The organism is Methanobrevibacter sp., assembly GCF_045603845.1.
Lineage (GTDB): Archaea > Methanobacteriota > Methanobacteria > Methanobacteriales > Methanobacteriaceae > Methanocatella.
In genome coordinates, this window is the sequence record NZ_JAZUMY010000102.1 from 42,547 (window position 1) to 67,776 (window position 25,230).

Annotated in this window: 21 protein-coding genes and 1 pseudogene; 6 read left to right on the forward strand and 16 right to left on the reverse strand. The window is 39.5% G+C overall.

All coding sequences use genetic code 11. The features are described 5' to 3' along the window. Nucleotides 1-5: 5 nt before the first annotated feature. The 8 genes from atwA to ACKI2W_RS10150 all read right to left on the reverse strand — a co-directional run bounded on the left by atwA (nt 6) and on the right by ACKI2W_RS10150 (nt 6,799). The gene (atwA, locus tag ACKI2W_RS10115; protein WP_407381759.1) at nt 6-1,610 is read right to left on the reverse strand and encodes a methyl coenzyme M reductase system, component A2; all 1,605 of its coding nucleotides are present in this window, start codon (nt 1,608-1,610) and stop codon (nt 6-8) included. Nucleotides 1,611-1,672: 62 nt separating this feature from the next. After that, nucleotides 1,673-2,383 (reverse strand): MJ0144 family RNA dihydrouridine synthase-like protein, encoded by a 711-nt coding sequence (locus ACKI2W_RS10120; RefSeq protein WP_407381761.1) that lies wholly within the window; start codon nt 2,381-2,383, stop codon nt 1,673-1,675. Between the two features lie 29 nt (nt 2,384-2,412). Beyond that, nucleotides 2,413-3,174 (reverse strand): GTP cyclohydrolase III, encoded by a 762-nt coding sequence (locus ACKI2W_RS10125; RefSeq protein ID WP_407381813.1) that lies wholly within the window; start codon nt 3,172-3,174, stop codon nt 2,413-2,415. Between the two features lie 20 nt (nt 3,175-3,194). Beyond that, on the reverse strand, nt 3,195-4,097 hold the full coding sequence (gene cofD / locus ACKI2W_RS10130) for a 2-phospho-L-lactate transferase (protein WP_407381763.1): 903 nt from the start codon (nt 4,095-4,097) through the stop codon (nt 3,195-3,197). A gap of 8 nt (nt 4,098-4,105) precedes the next feature. Next, the gene (locus tag ACKI2W_RS10135; protein WP_407381765.1) at nt 4,106-4,879 is read right to left on the reverse strand and encodes a coenzyme F420-0:L-glutamate ligase; all 774 of its coding nucleotides are present in this window, start codon (nt 4,877-4,879) and stop codon (nt 4,106-4,108) included. 21 nt (nt 4,880-4,900) lie between these two features. Continuing rightward, complete coding sequence (locus ACKI2W_RS10140; protein ID WP_292797174.1) at nt 4,901-5,527, reverse strand: IMP cyclohydrolase; 627 nt, start codon at nt 5,525-5,527, stop codon at nt 4,901-4,903. A gap of 15 nt (nt 5,528-5,542) precedes the next feature. Then, nucleotides 5,543-5,950 carry an ExbD/TolR family protein gene (locus ACKI2W_RS10145; protein ID WP_407381767.1) on the reverse strand — a complete coding sequence of 136 codons (408 nt, stop codon included), beginning with the start codon at nt 5,948-5,950 and terminating at the stop codon, nt 5,543-5,545. Between the two features lie 9 nt (nt 5,951-5,959). Continuing rightward, complete coding sequence (locus ACKI2W_RS10150) at nt 5,960-6,799, reverse strand: MotA/TolQ/ExbB proton channel family protein (protein ID WP_407381769.1); 840 nt, start codon at nt 6,797-6,799, stop codon at nt 5,960-5,962. A gap of 295 nt (nt 6,800-7,094) precedes the next feature. Between ACKI2W_RS10150 and ACKI2W_RS10155 the strand changes: the two genes are divergently transcribed. Next, entirely contained in the window at nt 7,095-7,481 is a 387-nt protein-coding gene (locus ACKI2W_RS10155; RefSeq protein ID WP_407381771.1) for a hypothetical protein, read from the forward strand. 8 nt (nt 7,482-7,489) lie between these two features. Here ACKI2W_RS10155 and rnhB read toward each other — a convergent pair whose 3' ends face one another. The 3 genes from rnhB to ACKI2W_RS10170 are packed head-to-tail and all read right to left on the reverse strand — an operon-like array spanning nt 7,490 to nt 9,883. Further along, nucleotides 7,490-8,125, reverse strand: a complete 636-nt coding sequence (gene rnhB, locus ACKI2W_RS10160; protein ID WP_407381773.1) for a ribonuclease HII — start codon at nt 8,123-8,125, stop codon at nt 7,490-7,492. Nucleotides 8,126-8,168: 43 nt separating this feature from the next. Beyond that, nucleotides 8,169-9,242, reverse strand: coding sequence for a rod shape-determining protein (locus ACKI2W_RS10165; protein ID WP_407381775.1), 1,074 nt, complete (start codon nt 9,240-9,242; stop codon nt 8,169-8,171). Nucleotides 9,243-9,244: 2 nt separating this feature from the next. Continuing rightward, nucleotides 9,245-9,883 carry a hypothetical protein gene (locus tag ACKI2W_RS10170; protein ID WP_407381777.1) on the reverse strand — a complete coding sequence of 213 codons (639 nt, stop codon included), beginning with the start codon at nt 9,881-9,883 and terminating at the stop codon, nt 9,245-9,247. Between the two features lie 637 nt (nt 9,884-10,520). Between ACKI2W_RS10170 and ACKI2W_RS10175 the strand changes: the two are divergent. The 4 genes and pseudogenes from ACKI2W_RS10175 to ACKI2W_RS10190 all read left to right on the forward strand — a co-directional run. Beyond that, nucleotides 10,521-10,796, forward strand: a pseudogene (locus tag ACKI2W_RS10175) (DUF515 domain-containing protein); the annotation flags it as partial. A gap of 60 nt (nt 10,797-10,856) precedes the next feature. Next, nucleotides 10,857-11,483 carry a DUF515 domain-containing protein gene (locus ACKI2W_RS10180; RefSeq protein WP_407381819.1) on the forward strand — a complete coding sequence of 209 codons (627 nt, stop codon included), beginning with the start codon at nt 10,857-10,859 and terminating at the stop codon, nt 11,481-11,483. 36 nt (nt 11,484-11,519) lie between these two features. After that, nucleotides 11,520-12,242, forward strand: coding sequence for a class E sortase (locus ACKI2W_RS10185; protein WP_407381779.1), 723 nt, complete (start codon nt 11,520-11,522; stop codon nt 12,240-12,242). After that, the gene (locus ACKI2W_RS10190) at nt 12,243-12,599 is read left to right on the forward strand and encodes a dihydroneopterin aldolase family protein (RefSeq protein ID WP_407381781.1); all 357 of its coding nucleotides are present in this window, start codon (nt 12,243-12,245) and stop codon (nt 12,597-12,599) included. Here the strand turns inward: ACKI2W_RS10190 and mfnA are convergent. Further along, nucleotides 12,593-13,753, reverse strand: a complete 1,161-nt coding sequence (gene mfnA / locus ACKI2W_RS10195) for a tyrosine decarboxylase MfnA (RefSeq protein WP_407381783.1) — start codon at nt 13,751-13,753, stop codon at nt 12,593-12,595. The genes ACKI2W_RS10190 and mfnA overlap by 7 nt on opposite strands. A 51-nt stretch (nt 13,754-13,804) precedes the next feature. Continuing rightward, nucleotides 13,805-16,078 (reverse strand): phosphoenolpyruvate synthase, encoded by a 2,274-nt coding sequence (ppsA, locus tag ACKI2W_RS10200; protein WP_407381785.1) that lies wholly within the window; start codon nt 16,076-16,078, stop codon nt 13,805-13,807. Nucleotides 16,079-16,438: 360 nt separating this feature from the next. On the opposite strand from ppsA, the gene ACKI2W_RS10205 reads away from it, so the two are divergent. Beyond that, entirely contained in the window at nt 16,439-17,644 is a 1,206-nt protein-coding gene (locus ACKI2W_RS10205; protein ID WP_407381787.1) for an AAA family ATPase, read from the forward strand. Between the two features lie 213 nt (nt 17,645-17,857). On the opposite strand, the gene ACKI2W_RS10210 is transcribed toward ACKI2W_RS10205, so the two are convergent. The 3 genes from ACKI2W_RS10210 to ACKI2W_RS10220 form a co-directional block, all read right to left on the reverse strand. Continuing rightward, complete coding sequence (locus tag ACKI2W_RS10210) at nt 17,858-20,125, reverse strand: hypothetical protein (protein ID WP_407381789.1); 2,268 nt, start codon at nt 20,123-20,125, stop codon at nt 17,858-17,860. Nucleotides 20,126-20,321: 196 nt separating this feature from the next. Next, on the reverse strand, nt 20,322-22,775 hold the full coding sequence (locus tag ACKI2W_RS10215) for a hypothetical protein (protein WP_407381791.1): 2,454 nt from the start codon (nt 22,773-22,775) through the stop codon (nt 20,322-20,324). Between the two features lie 73 nt (nt 22,776-22,848). Next, entirely contained in the window at nt 22,849-25,212 is a 2,364-nt protein-coding gene (locus ACKI2W_RS10220; protein ID WP_407381793.1) for a hypothetical protein, read from the reverse strand. Between the last annotated feature and the right edge of the window lie 18 nt (nt 25,213-25,230).

Sequence of the window (25,230 nt, forward strand, 5' to 3'; positions counted from 1 at the left end):
GAGAATTATTCTTCCCTTTTAAGCATGTCTTCTTTTTCGTCTGGCGTTAGCTGTTTAACGATATCTTCAGGAGTACCGATATCCAACAGTTTTCCTCCTCTCATTAAAGCAGCCCTGTCACAAACATCCAGTACGAAGTCCATATCGTGTGAAATGATAATGAATGTCTGTTCCAGTTCATTACGTGCCTTTAAAATTGAATCTGTAACGACCACACGGGTAACCGGATCCATTGTACCTGTAGGCTCATCCAGTACGATGAGTTTAGGTTCCTTAATCAGTACCTGAGCAAGAGCCACCCTGTGCTTTTCACCCACACTCAGCTCATCAGGATACTTGTCGAGAATTCCTACTGCAGTGGTGTCGCTGAATCCTACTGTGGTCAGCGCATCGATTGCCTTTATCTTACCGAACTCTGCAGGCAGTTCCAAACTGATAGCGTCAGTAAGGTTACCTAAAATAGTTCTGTGAGGATAGAGTGAGTATTCCTGGTGAAGCAAGCCTATGTAAGGCATGATACGTCCACGGTTTAAAGGACCGACCTTTGTCATGTCGACCCATTCGTCTTCCCCGAGCCTGATTTCTATTTTACCGCTGCTCGGATCGGTGAGTCCCATAAGCATTCTGGTTGTTGTGGTCTTACCGGAACCGCTTAAACCTACTATACCAAAGATTTCTTCCTTGTTGATTGTGATTGAAACACCGTCAACAGCTTTGATTACTCCCCTTTCAATTGAATAGTAATGTTTTTTAACGTCTTCCAATACCACTTCAGGTTCTCCGAATTCAGGAATTTCAGGTTTTTCCGGAACAGGTACGGTAGCCATGAAGTTGTCCACAATGGTTTGAGGGTCACCTTCCTCTTTGATTTCACCGTTTTCAAACCAGACCACCTTGTCTGCAAGCTCAGTCATTACTTCAGGCCAGTGGGATGTGATGAGCATCGTGATTCCTTCATCCTTTACACCTTCTTTCAATGTATTGTGAAGCTTTACAGCGGTTTGAGGGTCAAGGGTACCTGTCGGTTCGTCTGCAAGAAACATCATAGGGTCTTTAGCGAGCTGTCTTGCAAGCACAACCCTCTGCTTTTCCCCACCACTTAAGTCACGTGCGATGTGTGTGATACGGTGGTTCATCTGAACCATTTCCAATAAGTCTAAAGCTTTGTAGAGGCCTTCTTCGTAATCTATTTCGTCCCCCATTGCTCTCATTACGTTTTCAATAACGGTTTCTTCGTCGTATAATGCGAAGTTACGTTGAAGCATGATGGAAATTCTTCTTTTGATGGCTGCGAAAAGTTTCCTGTCGCAGTTGAAGAAATCAACTTCCTGAACTGCAAGTTCGCATCCGCATGAACATTTTTCGCCGTCATGGGACGGGGATTCGATTTTCATACAGTTAGGACATACTGCAACATTGATTAATATTTTACCGCCATCAGGCTTGTAATCAAGAGTACCTCTTAGCATGTTGATTAAAACAGATTTACCACTACCACTACGTCCTAAAATACCTAAAGTCTCTCCTTCATAAATCTCCAAGTTAATATCCTTTAAAACATCTACTCCATTAAATGATTTAGTAATGTTTTTGAGTGTTATAAAATTCATAGATAACTCACCTATTGTTAAATAATTAATGTTTTATTTTGAGCATTAATAAATATTTGTTTTCAAAAATCAGAAATATTAAAATTTAGGCTTCCGGAAATTACTCCACGAGCTATTGAAAATCCATAAACTCCGCAATCATACATTTTCATGATTTTTTCACGAGAATCAATGGAGTTGTTTCCAATAACCTTAATATCAGTATTGTCGCAAACCTTTTTAAGCAGTTTCCAGTCTGCGTCAAACACGTTGGGGTCCATCGCATCCAGATGCAGATAGTCCGCTCCGGCATCCTCAATTCCTTGTGCAATTTCAAGAGTGTCTGTTCCTTCGACATTTGCACGTATCTTTACAGACACTTCACTTTCGGATTCGTCAACTATTTTGGAGATGTATTTCGTAAAATCAGGTCTTTTCAACATCTCCTGACCGCAGCCAATAGCTGTTATTTCGTCCTGACGGCAATGACAATTGATTTCTATTATATCTAGTTTTTCTATTTTTGACGCTTCAATTATTGGCTCGGGAAGAGCTGACCTCACGTTTGCGCTTACACGCACATCCGGATAACTGTTTTTTATTGAGTTTACTTCACTTTCTATATGGGGAATTACCTCATCGATTTCGAAGTGGAATTCCTTTCTTCCCCTTTCGATAATCTTGCGGGAGGCTTCGATTGTCTTTTCATCAAGGCTATATCCACCTAAAGTAACTACATCAAATCCGTATGGAATAACACGTTTTAAAAATTCCGCATCAGTTATTCCGGCCATTGGTGCAACTACTTTTATTTAAAATCCCCCTAGTATTCCTTTTCGATTACCCATGTCCAAGGCTCGTTGTTGCGGTCACGGATTTCTTCAAGACCGATGTCTGCCATGTATGCGGCGTCTTCAGCGTTTTTGCCTCTTCCGATACCTGCCTTAAGGCCGATTCCAATTTCCTCATCGATTTCAACAAGGATTTCCTTGATTTCCTCTTCGCTAAGTCCGTTGCACGGTGCCATGAAGTTGTCTCCGCCAATGAAGAATAATAAAGCTCCTTTTTTGATAAGTTTTGTCATAAGGTAATGCTGGGCCTTGTTGACCATGAAGCTTGTGTCGAATGCTGATTCGATGTCTGTGAGGGTTTCGGTTACGCTGTTGATGTCGATGTGTGCTGCCTGAACGTAGCTGTCTTCCTCTGAAACGAGACTGTCGATAGCAAGAATCTCTTTTCTTTGGGAGGACTGTGCTCCGCCTTTTTCCTGCAGTGCCACAGTAGCAAGTCTTTGAGCTTCATGTGGGGTTTCGGCAGCTCCGACACCCATACTTACTGTGATAGGGTATCTGTTTCTGATGGATCTTTGAATCCTTAAGTGGTCTTCCTCATCCAAACCGTTTGAGATTGCAAGCAGGTTGTCGAATCTTGTGAAGAAAACCAAACCCTTTTTGTTTCCAAAATGGTTGTTTAAATCAGCAAATAAGCTTGCCTGTAACATTTGTAAATCTGATTCAGTACGTGGCCTTGGAGTAACAGTCCAAGGACCATAATTGTCTATTTGTATCAATGTCATTTGTATCATTGCATTACCGCCTAACTTCATCAGATACCATCCAGAATTTTTTTGGCTAAACTAAATTTGGTATCTGAACTATTCATTATAGTATTTGTAATTATTACTTTATTAATAATTTCGCCTAAAGTATCTTCCAAATCCTTATCAAGATTGTCAATTACAATTACATCTAAAAAATCTTTGTATAATTTTGCAACACCAACTGATGAAACTTCAATGTCCATTGCCTTCATGAATTTTGCCGCAGGTCCTGAAACGGAATCATTGCCTATTATAGGAGAAACTGCGACTACTTTGGTCTCTTTCAGTGCATCCCTTACCCCTTCAAGAGAAAGTATTGGCAATATTGAGGTAATCGGATTTGAAGGTCCTAGTATTACCGCATCGGAATTTCTTATGGTGTCGATTATGCCCTCAGCAGGTCTGACCTTTGAAAATTTCACGTCCAGAACTTCAGGCTGTGACTGGTGCTTTATGAGAAAGTCATGAAAATCAAGCTCTCCGATGTCGGTTAAGATTTTGATTTCGGAGTTTTCATTGCTCATCGGGATTATCCTTGATGCTATGCCCATATGCTTTGACTGGATTTCAACGCTTTCCTGAAGGGAATGATTCTGCATCAGGAGAGTCTTCTGTATTTTGGTGGCCCTGTCGATATCACCGATTCTTAAAAGCTCGGGACATGACAGCTCCTCAAGCCTTTCATGGGTTATGAATGTGTCGTTTTTAACCCCGTACCATGTCTCCTCATTGATCATGTCGGCCATTGTGTAGAGTACAGTGTCTATGTCTGCTGAAACATATACTCCGGCAAAATAGTCGTTTTCCAGGGTGTTGACGATGATTGTCAAATCTTCAGGCTCGACGATTTCCTTGATTCCCTGGAGTAGTTTTGGAGTGCCCGTTCCTCCGGATAAAACAGTAATCATAAAAATCCCTATTTCCTGAATACGTCAAATTCCTTAGCCCTGAGCAGAGGCTTTATGTTTGAGTTCTCATCTCTCAGGTGATTGAATCCCGCAAAGCCTGAAATTATCACGACAGGAAGGCCTTCGTCAGCCTGACCCATAATAAGTGATGCTGCGCTTGCAAGCTCGTCGGCACTGGCGATTTCGGTGGTTTCAAGCTGCCTTCCGTAAAGGTCCTTTTCACCAATTCTTACCCACAGAGGATTCATTCCGCTGCATCCTATTGCCGTTCCGATTGCTCCTACCCTGAATGCCCTTCCCTGGGTGTCCGTTATGATTACGGCCAGGTTTTTGCCGAATTCGTCTTCGAGAAATTCCCTTATCTTTGATGCTGATTCGTCAGGGTTTTCAGGAACCGGAGTCGCAAGACCGTCCTCCACATTTGACTCATCAATTGCCGCATTTGCGCATACGAATCCGTGCTTGGTTTCGGTTATGATGAAATTCGGTCCGATTTCAACGATTTCTGTTGAATTCTGCAGGATAAGTTCCACGAGCTTAGGGTCCTTTTTGCATATTTCAGCCACTTCAAGGGCCTTTTCGGATGGCGTGATGTCATCCAGCTTTACGATGTTTCCTTCAGCTTTTGAAATCAGGGTTTCAGCTATTAAAATAATGTCTCCGTCTTTTAAGGCATAATCCTGCTTTATGATAGCGTCTTTAATGATTTCGGCAATATTATCCCCTGCCTTAACTAAAGGAATGCCTTCTAGTCCAATCAAATTAATCTGCATAATAATCATCTTGAAAAAAAATAAAAAAAATTATGGATTATGAACATCTATAGTCCATTCTCCATCAAAAACAGTAGCACAAGAGGTTACCGGTTTTTTATAGTTTGCAAATGTGCCCTCATCAAAAATAAACTTGGCAGCTTCACTTGCAGTCTTTGCCGTGAATTCCACAGAATCGTGGACCTGACTGCCGTAGGTAGAAATGAAGACCGCATCTCCATAAGGCACCTGCTCAACCAGCAGTTTCTTGTCGTTTGCTATTCCAACATAACAGCCATATTCATCTTTTTTGTTTGTGGATGTCACTACACCCGCAATCCTTGGAGTATGATAATCGTCCTTTTCATAGTCCATGGTGAGAAGTGAATATGCTATCGCATCCTTGATGTTCATTCCAAGGGAAATCTTGTCCGCAATCACGTCGGTATGGGAACCGTTTGACACGATTGCAGTGTCACGGACTATACGAAGACAGTTATAGGTAATATAAGTGTTTTCATAGATGTCCTTTTCAAAGCCTTCCTTAGGAACGATAGCTGCCCTTGTATCGAATTTCAGGCATTGCCTGTTAGGAAATGACCTGCTTGATACCCTGTAGGCAGCAAACGGTTTTCCATCACTATTCATCCCAATTGATAATATCCTCCCAGTATACATACAATCTCCTCTAAATTAAACGTTCGGACGTTGAACCGCCTTATTCGGATCAATGCCGTCAGGAGTGGTAATTACAATCTCTCCCGGCCTGATCGATATCTGTCCTTCATCCATAACCTTTGCCATCACTCCGACAGCGCTTCCGCTTATGGCATCTGACCTGTCAACGCCATTGACAGTGACCTTGTGCAGGTTGGCAACAGGCACAATATAGTATTCAGCATCACCTGAAACGTCAGTCACGTTAGGCTTTCCCGTTCCGCCGTCAGTGACATCCGTCGGCATGTCAACTGCTGAAAAGTTACTAGTTACAACTAGAAAAATCATTATTGTAAACAAGATGTCAATAAATGGAACCAAATTAATATTGGGTTTGGAATCTCCCAAAACCTTCTTCTTGTAAGATTTAATATCAATTGCCATAACAACCACTTATTGTCTCAATTTACTTTCAGTAATCTCTGCATTCACATTACATTTCTCTAAAATGATGTTGGAAATACTCTTGTCCAACATACTCGGCTTGAATGAAACCTTGATATTGGCGTAAGGGTCTGAAATAAGCCTTGTGTTTACAACGCCTTCAGCTTCCTGAAGGGCCGCAACGGCACATTCCACATTAGCCTCGACTCTCACCTTAACCACAGCAAATCCCCAGTTTGTCATCTTTGTGGCCAGCTCGATTTTATCCATTTCCGCTTCAATGAGTCCCTGAATATATGTGTAAATCGGCAATAAGATGATTACAACAAAAAGACCCATGATTGTGGTTGTGAGCGCCACATAAATACCTTCAGCCATTGCTGCTGAGTTAGGATTTACCCCCAAGGACTTGAAGGTCATCCAGATACCAATAACGGTACCGATCAATCCGATGAAAGGAGCCAGTTCCGTAATGGTCTTGATAGTGCTCAATCCCTTTGTCATCTTGGCGACTTCCACGATGAAAATCTGCTCCATACTTTCCTCAACCTCGGTCTTGTTCTTGTAACCGATTTTCAGGGTTTCGGAAATGATTCTTGAGACAGGGTTTTTGAACCGGTTGATTTGCTTCAAGGCCTCTACAGCTCCTCCTCTTTCCATAGACGCAGTGACAACGCCGAATATTTCGGTAGTGTCAACACGGCTAATCTTTCTTAAATACGCAATTTTTCTAAGTGAAATAATGAGTCCATAGATACCTATGAAAAGAATTATGTAAGTTATAATTCCCCCTTGGGTAAAGATGTCCATTACTCCATCAAAAATTGGCGAGATATACTCTACAATCATATTTATCCTCTATAAAAATTACATTAAATAATCATTTATAAGAATAGTATATCTATTCCTATACTTAAAAATAGCTATTTATCAAGTGTAGATAAAGAACCCATATGGCACCTAATTCGCCGCTCATCACGACGAGGCCAAATGGGAATACTTTTATCTTTGAATCTATGATTATGATTTATACAAAGACAATGTTAAATATTTTGATTTATAAGATACAAAATCTGAGTATGGGAATAATATATAAATAATGAAAACATAAATGATAACAATTAACCAAACTGGAGTATATAATATGAATAATAGAAAAACCGCTATTTATCATTGCAGAAAAAGAATAACCAATCCCAAAGTACACAGATTTGCCAGAGCTTTTGAAAGCTGTCCATACACTCCATCAGCAAAAGATATAATGTACAACTTCTACAGAAGCGAAGGCATGGATGTTAAATATGATGAAATCTTTGATGACAGTGAAACGACCGAATCAAAATTTATAAATGTTGACAATAGCCAAACGGCAGTATATAAAAGCATCAAAGGAAAAACTGAGCCAGAAGTTCTTGAATTAGCCAGATTTCTTGAAGAATGTCCATATGCACCGACGGAAAATGATATGATGTATAACTTTTATGTAAGCATCGGCATGGATGTTGATTATGATGAAGTCTTTGCGGATTAGTTTTAAAATCAGATTAATGTTGTCTGAACATCCTTAAGCTTTGCAACAGTTGACCACGACTTTCTAACAAAACCAGGCATTTCGCTGTATGTGTAATTTGAAAGGAACTTTTTGGTCGTCGGATCTGAAGGATAACCGGAACCGATTCCTCCGACATCCTCAAAGTACTTGTTTATTTCAGCTATTGCATCGTCACGGGTCTGTTTTGCAATGATTGATGCTGCGCTCACTTCAATATATCTGTCGTCTGCCTTGTGTTCTGCCGTAACGTCAACATTCGTGGCTCTTCTAAGCTTGTCCTCAAACCTTTGCGGCTTTACGTCAACAGCATCGACTATTGCCTTGTCACAGTCAAGTTTGAGAAGCAGTTCCTGCATTCCCTTACGCTCGATTTCGTTCAGGTTGACTCCTTTCGCCCTCAAATTGTCGATGTCCTGGGCTGAGTATATTACAGTGTCCCATTCAAACATTTTCTTGAGCTTGCGGGAGAGCACTTCTCGCCTTTTTGGCGTGAGCTTTTTTGAGTCCTTGACGCCCATATTGTCCAGAACGGCTTCCTTGCGTTTGTCAATTACAACACCTGCAATGACCAGGGGACCTAAAACGGAACCTCGTCCTGCCTCATCAATGCCTAAAATATTCATTAAAATCAAAAAAAGTAAAAAAAGAGAAATAATTTATTGAAAATTATTTCATAGCTCTTAAACGTACTTCAGGTTCCAGTGCGAGAGGTTCAGCTGCAACGATTGCTGTTCCTTTTGCAACCACAGTCATAGGATCATCTGATATTTCGATTGGAATAGCAATTTCATCGAATATTCTTTCCTTGATACCGCGAAGTCTTGAGCTTCCTCCGACAGCCACTGCGTTATTGTAAACACCCATCATCAGCTCCGGAGATAATCTTTCTAAAATCACGTTCAATCCGTCAACGATTTCCTGCATGAACGGTTCAACTGCATCTGCTACAAGCATGGAGTCGATGACAACTTTCTTAGGTCTGTTGGTTTCGAGGGATTTACCGATGACCTCAACGCTTAAGTTTTCAAGCTGTTCTGAACAGTGTACCATTCCAACTTCCATTTTTGCAGATTCTGCATCATGAATACCAATTGCTACATCGTATTTTTCTGCTACAAGTTCGACGATTTTGTTGTCGATGTCATCTCCTCCGCATCTTACGGTTTCGATGTCGTTGATACCACCTAATGAGATGATTACGATATCTGTAGAGCCCGCACCAATATCAACTACCATTGTTCCGTTTGGCTCTGCTATAGGAAGTCCTGCGCCGATAGCTGCTGCAAGACCTTCACTGATTACGAGAATGTTTTGTGCGCCTGCTTTTCTTCCGATTTCTTCAGCCGCATTCTTTTCAACTTCGGATGCGTCACCAGGAATACCGATAACAATTCTTCCAACAGTTTCTCCTTCGTTGATACCGATCTGCATTGCTTTGATAAGTAAAGCCTGTGCCTGTACAACGTTTTCAATTACGCCTTTTTTGAGCGGTCTTACTGCGAGAATATCTTCAGGAGTTCTTCCCAGCATTTTTTTAGCTTCCTCACCGACTGCCAATACTTCGCTTGGATCGTCCTTTTTGACTGCAACAACAGATGGAATCTGGTACAGGTCAAATTTGTCCCCTGAAGGTTTGGCTATTACAGTGTTTAAAGTTCCTAAATCTATCCCTAAACTATTACTGATTACTCTTGTATCGGTAATTTCAAGTTCTTCCTCATCGTTTCCGAAAATATTCATGACTAATCCTCCGTTATAATATCTTTAAAATCGATAACAAATATTTTATTAGATGTAGCAATACTTTGAACCTTTCCAACGTCTTTATCATTTTCAACAGAAATGAGTATTGTTGATAGGACAACCTCATTTGCATTATAAAATGGTTTTAAAGCGGATTTAACAAATCCCGGCAGTTTTACAGAGTCGTTAAGGTCGACTTCAATGAATCCTGTGGTCTGTGATTCCTGCAGAATCGCAAATGGAATCCTGGCCTTTTCAATGATTGAAACCGAATCCCTTATTGTATCATCCGGAGCGACAAACACCATAAGATTTGACTCCTCCTGAGTATAGTAGTGTGAAATCTTGACGAATGCCCCACCCTTGGCCTGGGTGTAGCGCCCAAACTCATCAATCCTTCGTGAATTACCATACAGCATGATGAAATCAAATTTCTTGTTGAGCCTTCCATCATTCAATACGACATGTTCTCTGAATAGAATTTTTACGCTGTTCTTAGATGCAATAGCTTTATATGCCACATCATCGATTAAATCAACATTTCCTGCAATTACACACCAAACTTTATCATCAATTGGCTCATCCGAAGACGTGACCCTTGCTGCCTGTCTGAGAATGCGTATATTATCTTCTATCATTTAACTACTCGCAATTATATTAATATAAGTTCCAAATACGTTTAATTAATAGTTAAATTAATTAAAAACCCCATTTAGCTTGATAAAAATCGCCGAATTTAGGTACTATTAATTAAGGTCTAACAATATTAAATTACTTTAAATTCTTATATATATTTTATCTTTCGGGATTTTTCAGGGCAATATTTATGAGTGAGAACAATTTTCATTAGTCATATAATAATTCTTATTTTTTTGAAAATAACCTCCACAAATTCATAATAAATCAAATAAATAATTATAATCCTTATTATAAGTTAAGCTTAATAATAACAAGGTAAATAGTAATATTAAAGTTTTTAAGAAATTTTTCTAAAAAAACTTGCCGGGTTTTCGCACAGTCAATCACAGCATAAAAAATTTTCACGCCGAACACCCGGTTTTCATTAATAAATAGTGAGGATTTACAATGACAAGAAAAGATTCATTTATTCCAAAGGGATTCGGTGAGCTGGATGACCTTAAAAACACTGAGATGCCTCGCCCGAAACCGAAGGAAAACAAGGAAATAACGCCAATAGAGGCATTCAACAACAAGTTAGGTTCACTGTTTAAAATCAACGCCAGCGTAAGCGACGAGAAAAAGCGCAAAATCGGGATGATAATCACCACGCTGATTGTGCTGACGCTTATCATATCAGCATATTACTTCCTGATTTACGAGCCTGCACAGGAAGAGTTGAACGCCGCAAAGACAACAAAGCTCAACGAGCTTCACTCCCTTTACAGGGGCGCACTTGCAAGCGACGGAAACGTCTTCATACTTGAGGATAAAATAAACGATGCGGGAAACGTCTATGAAGTCGAATCCATCAACATTATGCAGTATGCAACGAAGGACTGGAAGAATTTCCATCTCAAGGCAATCCGGACAAACACCGATCAGTTCAACCGAACGATGGCAGTATATGAAAACGAGTCAAGAAACGTCATAATGTCCGGCGAGGATGCGGTCAACATCGTAAACGCCAACAATGCGGAGAAATTATGTGAAATCTCCTTTGAAAAGCCGAATACCGTTTCCGTTCCAATTCTGGTTTCACGTCTTCAGGCCGGAGCAGGCCTTATAAGCGTCGGAAGCGTTGTGGACATCTACAAAAACAACAACGACACCTTTGAGGAGAATATCACCAATTCCACTGAGGCTGCGGTGAGCGGGTGCACAGTACTTTCCATAATGAGATATGAGGACAACGGTGAAATCGAATCCGAATATTCGAAGGCCAATACAATCGTTGAGGGAAACATGACAAATCCATCGGAAAACACCCAGACTTTCAATTCAAACGTTCTGGAGATGCTTAAGGGAGCCATCATAAAAGGCTATGATGAAGCGGCAACTGTGGATATGCTGAGGAACTACGGCGTTAAGCTTTCAAGCTATGAAAGGCAAATCAATCTCGGTGATCTGGATGCCGAGTACATGCTTCTGGTTGAGGCGCCACAGGACAAGGTCAGCTTCATTCTGGACAACATGGACAGCATCGTATTGACGATACCGACTTCAAAGGCCCCGTCATGGATGGCCGGTGAGATTAATGCAACATACTCCCCCAAATAGAAAAGCTATTTTAACTGATTGGACAAAAATGATACTATGGAAAAACCAAACGTTACAACAATAATCATAATTATTTGTATTCTGATAATTGCCCTGTATGCGGCCGGAGAAGTGAATTATTTCTCTGCAAAGACAATTACTGAAAAAAACATTACCTCTCCTGTCGTCATACTTGAAAAGGTTGGAATACAGGAAAAAATCAACAATGAATCCCTTTCACTGGGAGTTATGATAGATGAAAAGTCCTCAATTCCAACCGAGGGCGACGTCATGCTTTTCGGACACAGGACGCTTCAGGGATCACCCTTTTTAAGGCTTAACGAGATTGAAAAGGGAGACATCATTACTCTGGAATGGCCTGATGTGGGCGAGGTCAACTATACTGTGATAAACTCATCAATCGTGCCTGCAACATACAAGCTCTCCACAACTGAGTCAGCAGACCACATATTTCTGATAACCTGCGACCCGATTGGATCCACGGCAAACAGGCTGATTATTGAAGGTGTTGAGACAAACGTCAGCGGAATCGATGAAAAAATTATCGAGGACAATCCGCATGAGTCCTATGCGTTCATAATAGCCGGAGCGTTTCTGATAGTGGGCCTTATAGTGTCATTCATCTATCCTAAGGACATGAGGCCATATATTCTGGCAACTGTTCTGATAGTGTCAGCAGTGCTTTTCTATTTCTGCTTCAATCCGATGCCTTCACAGCTGATTTATGACAAGATTATCTTTTTAAACGGAGGAATATGAATGGACGTTAACGAAAAATACTTTTCAAACATTACAAAAAGGGAACGCGCTATCTTTGAAGGGGGAATATCAATGGGAGCGCTTTTCCACCAGTTCGTGGGAACTCCTGTTAATGAAGCAACCCGTGAAAATCTTGAAAGGACAATTGAGGATTCATTTAGATTGCAGCCTGCAATCGAGGACGTTGAGGTTAAAATCAATCTCAATGACAATACTGAATTTGACTACATTTCCCTTTCAGGCGATATGCTTGACGTTAGGATACATACCCTTGTCGATGACGTCAGGGCAGTAATCAGAATAGAGTTCATTGAAGAGCTTAACTATCCTCTCATGTATGTTGAGGAGATTCAGTAAAGCTTCTTTAAGTCAGATATGAATTCCTTCAAGTGAGTTTTGGTTACATGGTTCATGAGGACAATCCTTATTGCCTTAGGACAGTTTGCAACTGAAACTTTCCACCCATTTATTTTTTCCAGTTCCCGAGATAACTGTTCAGGACTTTTTTCAGGATGATTGAAAGCAACAATGTTGAGTTCCGGCTCGACTATGACATCATAACCTATTTCTTCCAGGGACTGTTTTAAAAAGTATGTGTTTTTCATGAGATTGTCTGCGAGCTTGGAATATCCTGATTTTCCGAAATACTTTAAAAGAGCGTATGTTGCAACCGTTGAAGCTCCAAGACGTGTTCCGACTATTGTTGACTGAGTCTTTACCGTCAGATATGGTGAGTCAACCGCCATCACTTCCAGATACTCCTTTTTCCTGAAGATTATTCCTCCTGCAGGAATCGGTGCAAGCCCCATTTTGTGAGGGTCAACAGTTACTGATGAAACTCCTTTCAGTTTAAAGTCGAATTCGGGAAAGTCATATCCAATGTTTTTAAGAAACGGTATTGAAAATCCGCCGAACGCCGCATCCACGTGGAAGTAGATGTTGTTTTCATGGGCAATTTGTGAGAGCTCCTCAATCGGGTCGATTAATCCGAGTTCGGTCGTTCCGGCAATCGCCACAATCGCTATGGTGTTATCGCTTATTTTATTTTTTACGGAGTTTACGTCAATTTTGAAGTTTTCATCTAAATCCGCCTCGACGATTTTAAGGTTCATCATGTCCGCCGCCTTTTTAAAAGAGAAATGGGCGGATCTCGGAAGGATAATTTCACCGTTTTTTATCCCCTTATGGTTTCTTGCATGATTTCTTGCAGCCCTTACGGCCATGATGTTGGCTTCGGTTCCTCCGGTTACGATATTTCCGTAAGCCTCATCAAGATTCAATAATTTACCGATGATTTTTATTGTCTTATCCTCAACGGATTTGGTTCCCTTAAACAGTCCAGGATCTCCCAGATTGCTGTCAAGAAACTTCATGTAAATTTCCTTTGCAAAAGGATGTGCCTCCGTACACATGGATCCCAGAATTCTTCCGTCACGGTATTTCAAATCTTCGTCTTGAATCAAATCAAGTTCCTTAAGGATTTCGTCTTTATCTATCGGTAAATCGTTCATAAAATCATCTGATTACATTAAAAATTTAAAAAAAAGAAAAAAAGAAAAAATTTATTCTAAACGCTTACGGGCAGCCTCTAAAATAATTTTCTGTTCAGCGCGGGCAACGGTTTTTCTTACTTCCGCCACTGCGTCTGCATTGGAACTAACTGATGTAATTCCGAATTTTACAAGTTTTTCAACGATGTGCGGTACACTACCTGCCTGTCCGCAGATACTGCAGGTAACTCCGGCTTCGGCACATTTCTTAATGGTCCTTTCTATGAGTTTCATTACTGCAGGGTGCTCTTCAGTGTAGTGTTTTGCAACGAATTCGTTGTTTCTGTCAACTGCAAGTGTGTATTGGGTCAAATCGTTGGTTCCAAGACTTACAAAGTCAACACCAATTTCGAGATAGTCCTCAATTGTCAGTGCAGCTGCAGGGATTTCAACCATCATACCAAAATCAACGTCCTTATGAGGTTCGAGACCGACTTCAGAACATAAGGCTTTTGCCTGAATCAGTTCAGATGGGCTTTGTGACAATGGAATCATGATTCCAATGTTTGTGTAGCCCTGTTCGTGGAGTTTTTTGATTGCCTTGAATTCGCATTTTAGGATTTCAGGCTGGTCAAGCTCCCTTCTGATTCCTCTCCAACCGAGCATTGGGTTGTGCTCTTCAGGTTCGTTTTCTCCACCTTCAAGGGTGATGAACTCATCTGTCGGTGCATCAAGGGTTCTGTACCATACAGGTTTTGGATAGAATGCGTCAGCCACAATCTGAACGTTTTCAGCGATTGTGTTGATTAATTCATCCTCTTTTCCGTCAGCAATGAATTTTCCAGGGTGAATACCTGCGGTAAGCATTAAGTGTTCGGTTCTTAAAAGTCCGACACCGTCTGCACCGGTTGCTGCTGCTCTTTCGGCAGCTTCAGGCATACTTACGTTTGCTTTAACTTCAGTCACGGTTAAGATTGGTGCTTCGGCCGCCACAGTCTGTACCTGAGCAGCTTCCTCTTTGACTTCAGTGATTCCTTCAAATACCAATCCTTTCTTACCGTCCAGGGTAACTCCTGTGTTTTCCTTCAGGGTTCTTGTAGCGTCTCCGGTTCCTACAACACAAGGAATACCCAGTTCACGGGAGATGATTGAAGCGTGACAGGTTACTCCACCTTCATCGGTGACGATACCGCTTGCCCTTCTCATGGCCGGAACCATATCAGGGGTGGTCATTGTTGTAACCATAACGTCTCCTTCCTCGATTTTATCGAGCTCATCGATTTCCAGTACGATTTTTACGTTACCTGTTGCAATACCAGGACTTGCGCCCAAACCTCTTACAAGAACTTCACCTTCAACGCTTGCGCCGTCATCTGCAGGTGCGTCGTCACCTAATGTTGTGATAGGTCTTGCCTGTAAGAGGAAAAGATTGTCCCTTTCAAATGCCCATTCAGTGTCCATCGGTTCTCCGTAGTGAGCCTGTACCCTTTTACCCATTTCGGTAAGTTCGATTAACTCTTCGTCGGATAAAACACGTTCATTTCTCTTATCTTCCGGAACATCAACTTTTACGCTTGTACCGTTTTCATCGTTGGTGTACATTACCTTTTTATCGGAGATTGTGACGTTGATTATTTCATTGTTTGCCTTGGCGACCTGATAGTTGTCGGGAGTTACGTCTCCTGATACAACAGCCTCACCAAGACCCCATGAACCTTCGATTAATGCAATGTCCTCACCTGTGGATGGGTTTACGGTAAACATTACGCCTGCCTTGTCTGCAATAGCCATCTTTTGAACTACAACCGCAATCAATACTTTTGAGTGCTCGAAGTCGTTTTCTTCACGATAGAATATTGCCCTTGCCTCAAACAGTGATGCCCAGCATTTTCTGACATATTCAATTACTTCTTCATCTCCGCTTACGTGGAGGAAAGTGTCCTGCTGACCTGCAAAAGAAGCTTCAGGCAAGTCTTCGGCGGTAGCGGATGACCTGATGGCCACATCTGTGTCATCTTCGCCAACCCTCTGACAGAGCTGATTGTAAGCTTCCTTGATAAACATGATCATATCATCCGGAATTGGTGTTTCGACAATGATTGACTTTATTTCTTCAGCTGCAGCTTGAAGAGCCTTGGTGTCGTTGATGTCGATTTTATCCAGAATGTCTAAAACCTTATCATTAATTCCTGTGTCTTCCATGAATTTCTGATAGGTTTCTGCAGTTACTACAAAACCTGGCGGTACAGGAATGCCTGCTTGTGTTAATTCACCTAAATTAGCACCTTTTCCGCCTGCAATTGCAATATCAGATTTGTTTAAATCCTCAAATTTTTGTACGTACATGAAATATAACCTCTTGGTTTTAAAAAATTGAAAAAGTAAAAACTTAGTCAATCAATAATACTATTTTTATTTTGAACACTTATAAAATTATGTAAATGGCTTCGGATTTTGTGGGATGAACAATATTTTGAAGTAAGTTTTGAATGTATCAGATATACATAAATAGTTAAATGAATAAAATAGTAAATAATTATATTAATCTTTTTTTAACAACACCAAGTTAAAAAAAGAAATCAGATATATTAACCTTCAGGACGAGAGAAATAAACAGTAAAACCCCAGTCATTACATATATTGTCATGAAGTAATACTCAACATTTATAATGTTTGAGAAAATTCAAATAATAGGAGTTGTAAAATATGGATTTTGAATTTGATTTTGATAGGGAAAGTCCATTTCAACCGGGAATTCCAGTTTCACCAGACAAGTTTCGTGGACGCCAAGAAACGATTAAAAAGATTTTAAGATATGTTAACCCCGCCATAAATGGGAAAACACAACATTTTTTCTTAACTGGGAAAAGAAGAATGGGCAAAACATCAGTTGCAGATTTTGTCAAAGATTTTGTAGGTTATAAAAAGAACATGATTGGAGTCTATGTTTCAAACAAAGGGAATAATTCTATTGAAATTTTGACAACATGGATTATTGAAGCATTAATCAACGAATTGCCACAAAAATCAGGAGTTGAACGTTTAAAAGATTGGTTTGGAGACCATATTGAAAGTATTGAAATTAAAGGAACTAAAATTAAATTTAAAGTTGATGATGAATTAACAAGAAGTTTTAAAGATTATTTTCAAGATTATATTAATGAAATATATGATGAAATCAAAGAAGAAACAGAAGGGATATTAATAATTATTGATGATATTAATGGTTTATCTGATTCCAGAGAATTTGCAGACTGGTATAAAAAATTAGCAGATACACTAGCAGTAAATAATAATTATTCATTACCCGTTTATTTTTTACTTGCAGGTTATCCAGAAAAATTTAATGCATTAGTTGCTTATGAAGAGTCATTTGGAAGTATTTTCCACCATGATTTTATAGACTGCTTAAGTGATGATGAAGTTATTGACTTTTTTAAAGATACATTTAATCAAGTTGGAATGGAAATCTCAAAAGACGCATTAGAAACAATGGTCGCTTTTTCTTCAGGATTACCTTTGATGATGCAACAAATAGGGGAATCCGTCTTTTGGGCATGTGAAAATAGCATGATAACTAATGAAAATGCAATTCAGGGCGTGATTAATGCATCTTATGAAATAGGATCTAAACAAATTAGGCCAATATTAAATCAGCTGAAAAGTGAAAATTATGAACAAATTCTGCAATTTTTAGTTGAAAATAAAATGCAAACTTTTAAAAGATCAGATGTCAAAGATTCTATGGAAATAACAGATAATGTATTATCCAAATTCTTATCTAAAATGGTTGAATTAGGAATACTTGAATCAACAGGCCATAAGAATAGTGGAACATATGAATTTAGCAATAATTTATATTATACTTATTTCTGGATTAAATCCTTTGAAAAAAGTCAATCAGAGGAATAAGCATCATTATCTAAACAAAATCATTTGACTCTAATTTATCCCATTATTTATAAAAAATGAATTCGCTAAACATAGTCATGAGATAACTTATCATTAATAATTCTAATGAAATCCTCTGCTAATTTTCTGCTTTCATCTAATTGAATTCTTTTAGACATGGTGAACACCTCTATGGTTAATAATTTAAAAAAAATAGGGTTTAGGTTTTAAAACCTAAACAATTGTAATTTTATTTGCAGTGACTGCAGTTCCGTAAGTTGACGTGATTATATACTCGCCCGGAATCAGACGTACATTAAGCCTTGCAGTACCGTTTTCGTCAGTTGTCCTCTCATAAAAGACACCGTTGATGTTGAAGGTGACTTTAACGTTTGAGAGAGGCTTTCCAGTGCCGTCAACAAGTGTTGCGTTGAAAGTGGAGCCGTCAAGGTATGTCATCTGCATATCCTCTGCAGTTAATACTGGAAGCACTGTAATGTTGTTTGAAACCGCACAACCCTTATACATTGATGTTATGACGTATTTTCCAGGCTGCAGGTTAATGTTTAGCTTTGCAACGCCCTCATCATTTGTTTTTCTTTCATACATAACTCCGTTGATGTTGAATGTTACTGTTTCACCTTCATATGGATATACTCCGTCAAGGGTAACCGTGAACTGTGAGTCGTTTCTGTAGTATTTCACCAGGTCATAATTATCTGTAATTGTAGACATTACATAAATCATCCCTGATCTGACCTCTCCGGTAAGCGGATTTTTTGCAGTGATGATGTAATCGCCAGGATTCAGGTTGATGTTGAGGCCGGCTTCACCGTACTCATTGATTTTTCTGTGATAGATTACACCATTGATGTTGAAATCGACTTCGCCTTCAGTCAATGGATTACTTTGGCTGTCTGTGCATACGACCGTGAACTTGTCAGGCTCTCCGAAGTATTTTGACATTATATCACTGAAAAGCAGGGTTGATTCTATGTAAACCTCTGAAACGTTTTTATTCGGCAGATATTGCTCATCTCCTTCAAATGAAAGTACAATTCCATAATAGCCGGCACCAAGATTTATTGCCATGGATGCCTGACCTGCATCGTTTGTTCTTCTGCTGTATGTTATTCCGTTAACTGTGATTGAAACTGTTTTATTTGCCAGAGGACTGCCGTTTTCATCACTCAAATTAACATAAAACCTTTCGTTGCCCCCATAGTATTTGTGAAGGCCACTGGATTGCAGAAGAGTTCTGTTTCCGGTCATGTTATAATCGAAGGGATAGACAGTGAATGTCTGGTTTATCGTTTTCGGCTTGTAGACGGAATCTCCATCAAATCTTAAATATGCAGTGTAGTTTCCCTCAGGCAGACATGAAACGGTAATGTTGTCATCGCCTGTGTCGAATGAGTCATAATGGATAACAAATCCACGAGTATTGTAGTCAATTTCCACAAAGGCTATTGTATCAGCAGAGATGTTGAAATCGATTGTCAAATCATCACCGACATAAATATCCTCCACAGACATTGTAAAGTCAATTTCCTTTCTTACACTGATATTCCATTCATCCTCATGCTCCTTATAGTAAACACGAAGAGTATATACTCCTATTGGAGTATCTCCATAGTCAATTCTGGCTATTCCTGAACGGTCAGTCGTGTTTGTAGTGTTGATTAGAAGTGTGTCGCCGTCATACAATTCAAATCTGACTGTTTCGTTGAATCCGGAATCAAGCTGTTCATAAGAAGTGACGTCAAATGTCATGTTCTTGAAATCCGAATAGCTTACATTGACAAAGGATAATACAAATCCATCTTCACTAGAAAGTTCTATCTGATGGTCCAGCAGGTTTCCGCCAATATCAAGATGGACTTCACCGTCCACAGGTTCATCGGATGCATGTTCCGGCGGCCGGATGATTCCAAACTCATTAAATCCCTCATTATCATAAAAGCGGGAATTTGAAATCGTCACCTTATTGTCCTTCAAACAATCAAGATATATTGCAGGACCAATATTTGCATAATTGCTTAGAAACGCCGAAGAGTCAATAGAACAGTTGGAATGCCAGACGTCGATAGCGCCTGCGGCAAATGCTATGTTATTTATGAAATTGCAGTTTTTAATCGTGACATTTGAATTGGAAATTTTCAATGCACCGCCATAATCGGCAAGAGACACGTTTACAAAATTCAGATTTTCCAAAACCACACTGCAGTCGGATATTTCCATTAATCCGGGAGCATAATGCAGTGACAAATCAAAGCCGCTGCCGTCAATAGTGTGGTTGTTACCGTTAATTGTGATATCCTTATTTATCTGGACTGCAGATCCGGAATCTCCCTCCTTGACTGAAATGTCTGAGTTCAAATCCAAAACCCCGTCACTATTGTCAACCATTACCTGCAGATCAGACAGTGAATCATCTGCGCTGACCGCATTGATTGACAGAACAAGTATAATTGAAAAAATCAATATTTTTTTAAATGACATGATTGAATGTATGTTGTGGCCAATACTTATATTTGTATGATTTAATTTCACGGTGGGAAAAAGCTATTGAATTATCAGAGATTGGGTTGATTAAAATTGAATGGATTTGAAAAGATGTGGTTTAATTTGGTGCAAATGCAGTATAAATTGTGGGGTGTTGAAAAAATAAAAAAATGTTTAAGCTGATGTATAGTGCTTAAACAATTGTAATCATATTTGCAGTAACTGCCGTGTCATAAATTGACGTGATGATATACTCACCGGCAATCAGTCTGATATTGAGTCTTGCAGTACCGTTTTCGTCAGTTGTCCTGTCATAGAAAACACCATTGATGTTGAACGTGATTTTAACGTTTGAGAGAGGATTTCCCGTGCCGTCAACAAGTGTTGCGTTGAAAGTGGAGCCGTCAAGATATGTCATGTTCATATCCTCTGCAGTTAATACAGGAAGGACTGTGATTTTGTTTGAAACAGCACAACCATTATACATTGATGTTATGACGTATTCGCCAGGCTGCAGATTAATGTTTAGCTTTGCAACACCATCATCATTAGTTTTTCTTTCATACATCACACCGTTGATGTTGAATGTTACAATCTGATTGTTCAAATCCCCATCACCGTCAAGCGTGACCGTGAACTGTGAGTCGTTTCTGTAATATTTGGTTAAATCATAATTTTCTATGATTGTAGGTTTAATATCAATTATGGAGGATTTCATCTCACCGGTTACAGGATTGGTTGAGGTAATGACATATTCTCCCTGATTTAAATTGATATTCAATCTGGCATAACCCTCCAGGTCAATGTTTCTTCTGTATAAAACACCATTGATGTTGAATAATGCCTGACCACCAGTTAAAGGATTATCTTCACTATCAAAAAATTGAGCCTGGAACTGCTGGGAGTCCCTGCAGAATTTGGACATGTAATCATCACAGATAATAGATGAATCAATCCCGAGGTATGACACATTGGCATTTTGGCAGTATTGCTCATCGCCTTCAAATAACACCATGGCATAATATTGGCCGGGATTCAGGTTAATGGCCATTGATGTCTGTCCTTTGTCATTGGTCGTTCTGCGGTATGTGACTCCGTTGATTTTGATTAGGATTTCCTTATTTTTCAACGGATTGCTGTTGATATCTGTCAAATTGACGTATAGTCTTTCATTTCCGCCGAATGTTTTTACAACACTGTTAACATTCAGAATTGTCCTGTTTCCGGTCATGTTATAGTCTGCAGGATATACGGTGAATTGTTGACGTATGTCTCTTGAATAGAAAGTGTCATCACCATCAAATTCAAGGATGACTCCATAATTGCCCAGAGAAGGGAACAGCATCGTGATGTTTTTATCCTTTAAGTTGAACTTGAAATGATAATCCGGCAAATCAACGTAAGAATCAATATACCATATTGTGCAGGTTCCGTTACCTTCAATTTCACTGGAAATGTCAAAGTTGATGACCAGATCATCACCAAGGCGAATGTCGTCTACAGACATTGTGAAATTCGGATCCTTTTTAGCTATGATTGTTGCTGTGTCTGTTAGATTTTTATAGAATACCTTTAAAAGATAATAGTCGCCGACAGTCAAATTTCCATAATCAATTCTGGATATGCCATTATCAGTGACATTTGTTGTGTTTATTAAAAGCACATCATCCCCATATACTTCAAATCTGACCGTTTCATTATCAAGATTATAATTTAAGTCCCTTACTTCAAATGTGAAAGACTGATTTTTAAATTCATTGTATGAAACGTTTATGAAAGTCAGATACGGATAAGGCTGGAACCATGCCTCGGATGGAGGTGTGATGTCCATCTGATGGTCAGCCAAAGGGTCTCTGCTTGTTAAATAAACATCCCCATAGGTATAATTTTGTCCATATATTTTGCGGATTCCAAAATCAACTTTTGCCGCATTATCATTTAAAACTGAATTGGAAATTACAATATCATTTCTGCCGAAAAATGCATGATGGCAAATCGCCGCACCATTATCTGCGGAATTATTTAAAAATATTGAATTGTCGATGAAAGCGTCTGAATCAATCAGATAAATCGCTCCCCCATGAGTGTGGCTATCCAATATATAAACTTCTCCCGGCTGGCTGGCGCTGTTGTTTATGAAAGTAGAGTTATTGACTTTGAGATCAACGAAAGAGCAATATATTGCACCTCCGACATTAGCACTATTGTTTATGAAACTGCAGTTGGTGATTTCAAGATTTCGAGTATTATTGAAAGAATCGTCATAATAATTGCTGTAAACTGCACCTCCGCCATCTGATGTCAATGCATTGACAAAAACGATGTTGTTTAAAACAACATCAGCGCAGTCGATATAAAATATTCTTGAAGCGTGATTTGCGTCAATCTTGTGGCCGTTACCGTTGATTGTAATGTCTTTGGTGATGTTTATTCCGTATCCATTGGTCTCTCCGTCATAGATATAGTCCTTATCCAGTTCGACTATCGATGCGTTCTGCGCATTGCTGATTTTTTCTTCCAGCTGCGAAAATGTGCCTGTATCGGCACCGTTTCCAATTGTCTGATTTATATCATCTGCTGCAGATGCAAAGGAAACTGTAGAGATTATTATAATCAGACAGAGCAGAAATAAAAGTTTTCCTTTCATGATAATTACCTCAATATATGTGATTATTTTGTTACAAGATATATAAAAAATAGGAAGTTAAAGAATTGAATCTTTAACCTGAAATAGTAATCTTGTTTGCCGTAACGGCAGTTCCGTAAGTTGACGTGATGATGTACTCGCCCGGAATCAGACGGACATTAAGTCTGGCAGTACCGTTAGCGTCAGTTGTCCTGTCATAGAAAACACCGTTTATGTTGAATGTAATTTTTACATTTGAGAGAGGCTTTCCCGTGCCGTCAACCAGGGTTGCGTTGAAAGTGGAGCCGTCAAGGTAGGTCATGTTCATATCCTCTGCAGTCAGTACAGGAAGCACTGTGATTTTGTTTGAAACAGCACAACCGTTATACATTGATGTTATGACGTATTCGCCGGGCTGCAGATTAATGTTTAGCTTTGCAACGCCATCATCATTTGTTTTTCTTTCATACATCACACCGTTGATGTTGAAGGTTACGGTTTCACCTTCATAAGGATATACTCCGTCAAGTGTGACCGTGAACTGTGAAGCGTTTCGGTAGTATTTCACCAGATCATGGTTATCAACAATTGTAGGCAGGACCTCGATTAAACATGACCTCATCGAACCGGTTAACGGATTGGTTGCAGTGATTGTGTAATTTCCCTGATCCAGGTTGATGTTTAATCTGGCGATACCATTCCAATCGATATTTCTAACATACATAACCCCATTGATGTTGAATGTTGCCTTTCCTTCAGATAAATAGTTTCCGTCACTGTCGAGAAATGTTGCTAAAAACTGTCTTGAGTCCCTGCAGTATTTGGACATGTAAACATCACAGTAAATGGTTATAGGAAGTGAAATGGAAGCGAGTTCAGTGGTCGGAAGATACTCATCATCGCCTTCAAAGGACACTACAACATAATAGTCTCCTTCCACGTCAAAGTTGATGGCGATTGATGTTGAACCAGTTGCATTCGTCGTCCTTTTGTATGTGATTCCGTTGATTTCTATGGAAATAGTCTTGTTCGCCAATGGATTGTCGTCAGCATCTGTGAGATTGATGTATAGTCTTTTGTCTTCACGATATGATTTATCAAAATCGTTTATCTTTATTACACTTTTCTTTCCGGTCATGTTGTAATCTGCAGGATAGACATTGAACGTCTGGTTTATTTCTTTTGAATCGTAGTGATCATCTCCCCTGAAATCAAGGAAAATTATGTAACTGCCGTAGCTTAGAAATGAAACAGTTATGTTATTGTTTTTGGTGTAAAAATAATCGTCATAAGCCCATACGTACTCGCCTGCCTCATCATCATAACGCAGGATTGTAAAAAGGCCTGCAGAATCGCCGTAGTATTCATCATGAGGATTAACGTCTGAAGAAATGTTGAACAAAACAATCAAATCCTCACCGACAGTAATGTCTGCCACAGACATGGTGAAATAGACTTCAGTTTTTATATTGATATCTGCTGAGTCCTCAAGATTATTATAGTAAACATTCAACTGATAACTGCCTGCGCTTAAGTTTTGCAAATCGATTGTTGCTTTCACGTCATCCGTAATGGCGGTTGAATTGACAATGCACTCATCATCCCTTAAAACTTCATATCTGATTGTTTTGTTGGCCAGATTATTGTTTGTGTCTTCAGGTTTGACTTTGTATGAGCGATTTTTAAATTCATTGTATGAGACATTGATGAAAGTCAGATTTGAGAATCTGTCCGGCAGGTGACTGTCCTGGTCGACATATAAAGAGATCTGATGGTCAGCCAGGTTATTATAAGTTGTCAGATATGCATAATAAACGCCATTTTCAGATGAAGAGCTGATTTCCAGATTTTCCTCTGCAGTATTGTCGTTTAAAACTGAATTGGAGATAATGAAATCATGCTCATAAGTATAGTCGAATGCTACTGCATATCCGGAATTATTTAAAAACATGGAATTGTCAATAACCCCGTTTGAATTAAAAATGCTGATGGCGCCCCCGTCATTGCTGGTGAAAGTGCAGTCAAGAATTTCCAGACTGTCCTGCCAGGAAAGAATTGCTCCACCGTCGCCTCCACAGTTGTTTGTGAATATGCAGTTTTTAAGAGTGACGTTTGAGTTGAAAAAGCTTAATGCCCCTCCAAATTCACCATCCCAGTCGTATCCGTTGGTGAACGTTAAATTTTCTATGTGCACGTTACATTTATTGAATGTTAAAATTTTCGAAGAGTTTTTCCCATCGATTACATGATTGTTACCATTGATTTTAATATCTTTATTGGAGACCTCGACTCCCCCCTGTGAGTCATTGTCCTGAAATGAGAAGTCAGTGCTTAAATCCACGTTGTCAGTGCTGTCCACGAGAACCTGAAGGTCTGAAAATGAATCATCAGCGCTGACGGTATTGATGGATAGAATAAAGATTATTAAAAAAATTATTGAAAATTTTTTAAGTGACATAACAATGTGTATGTTGTG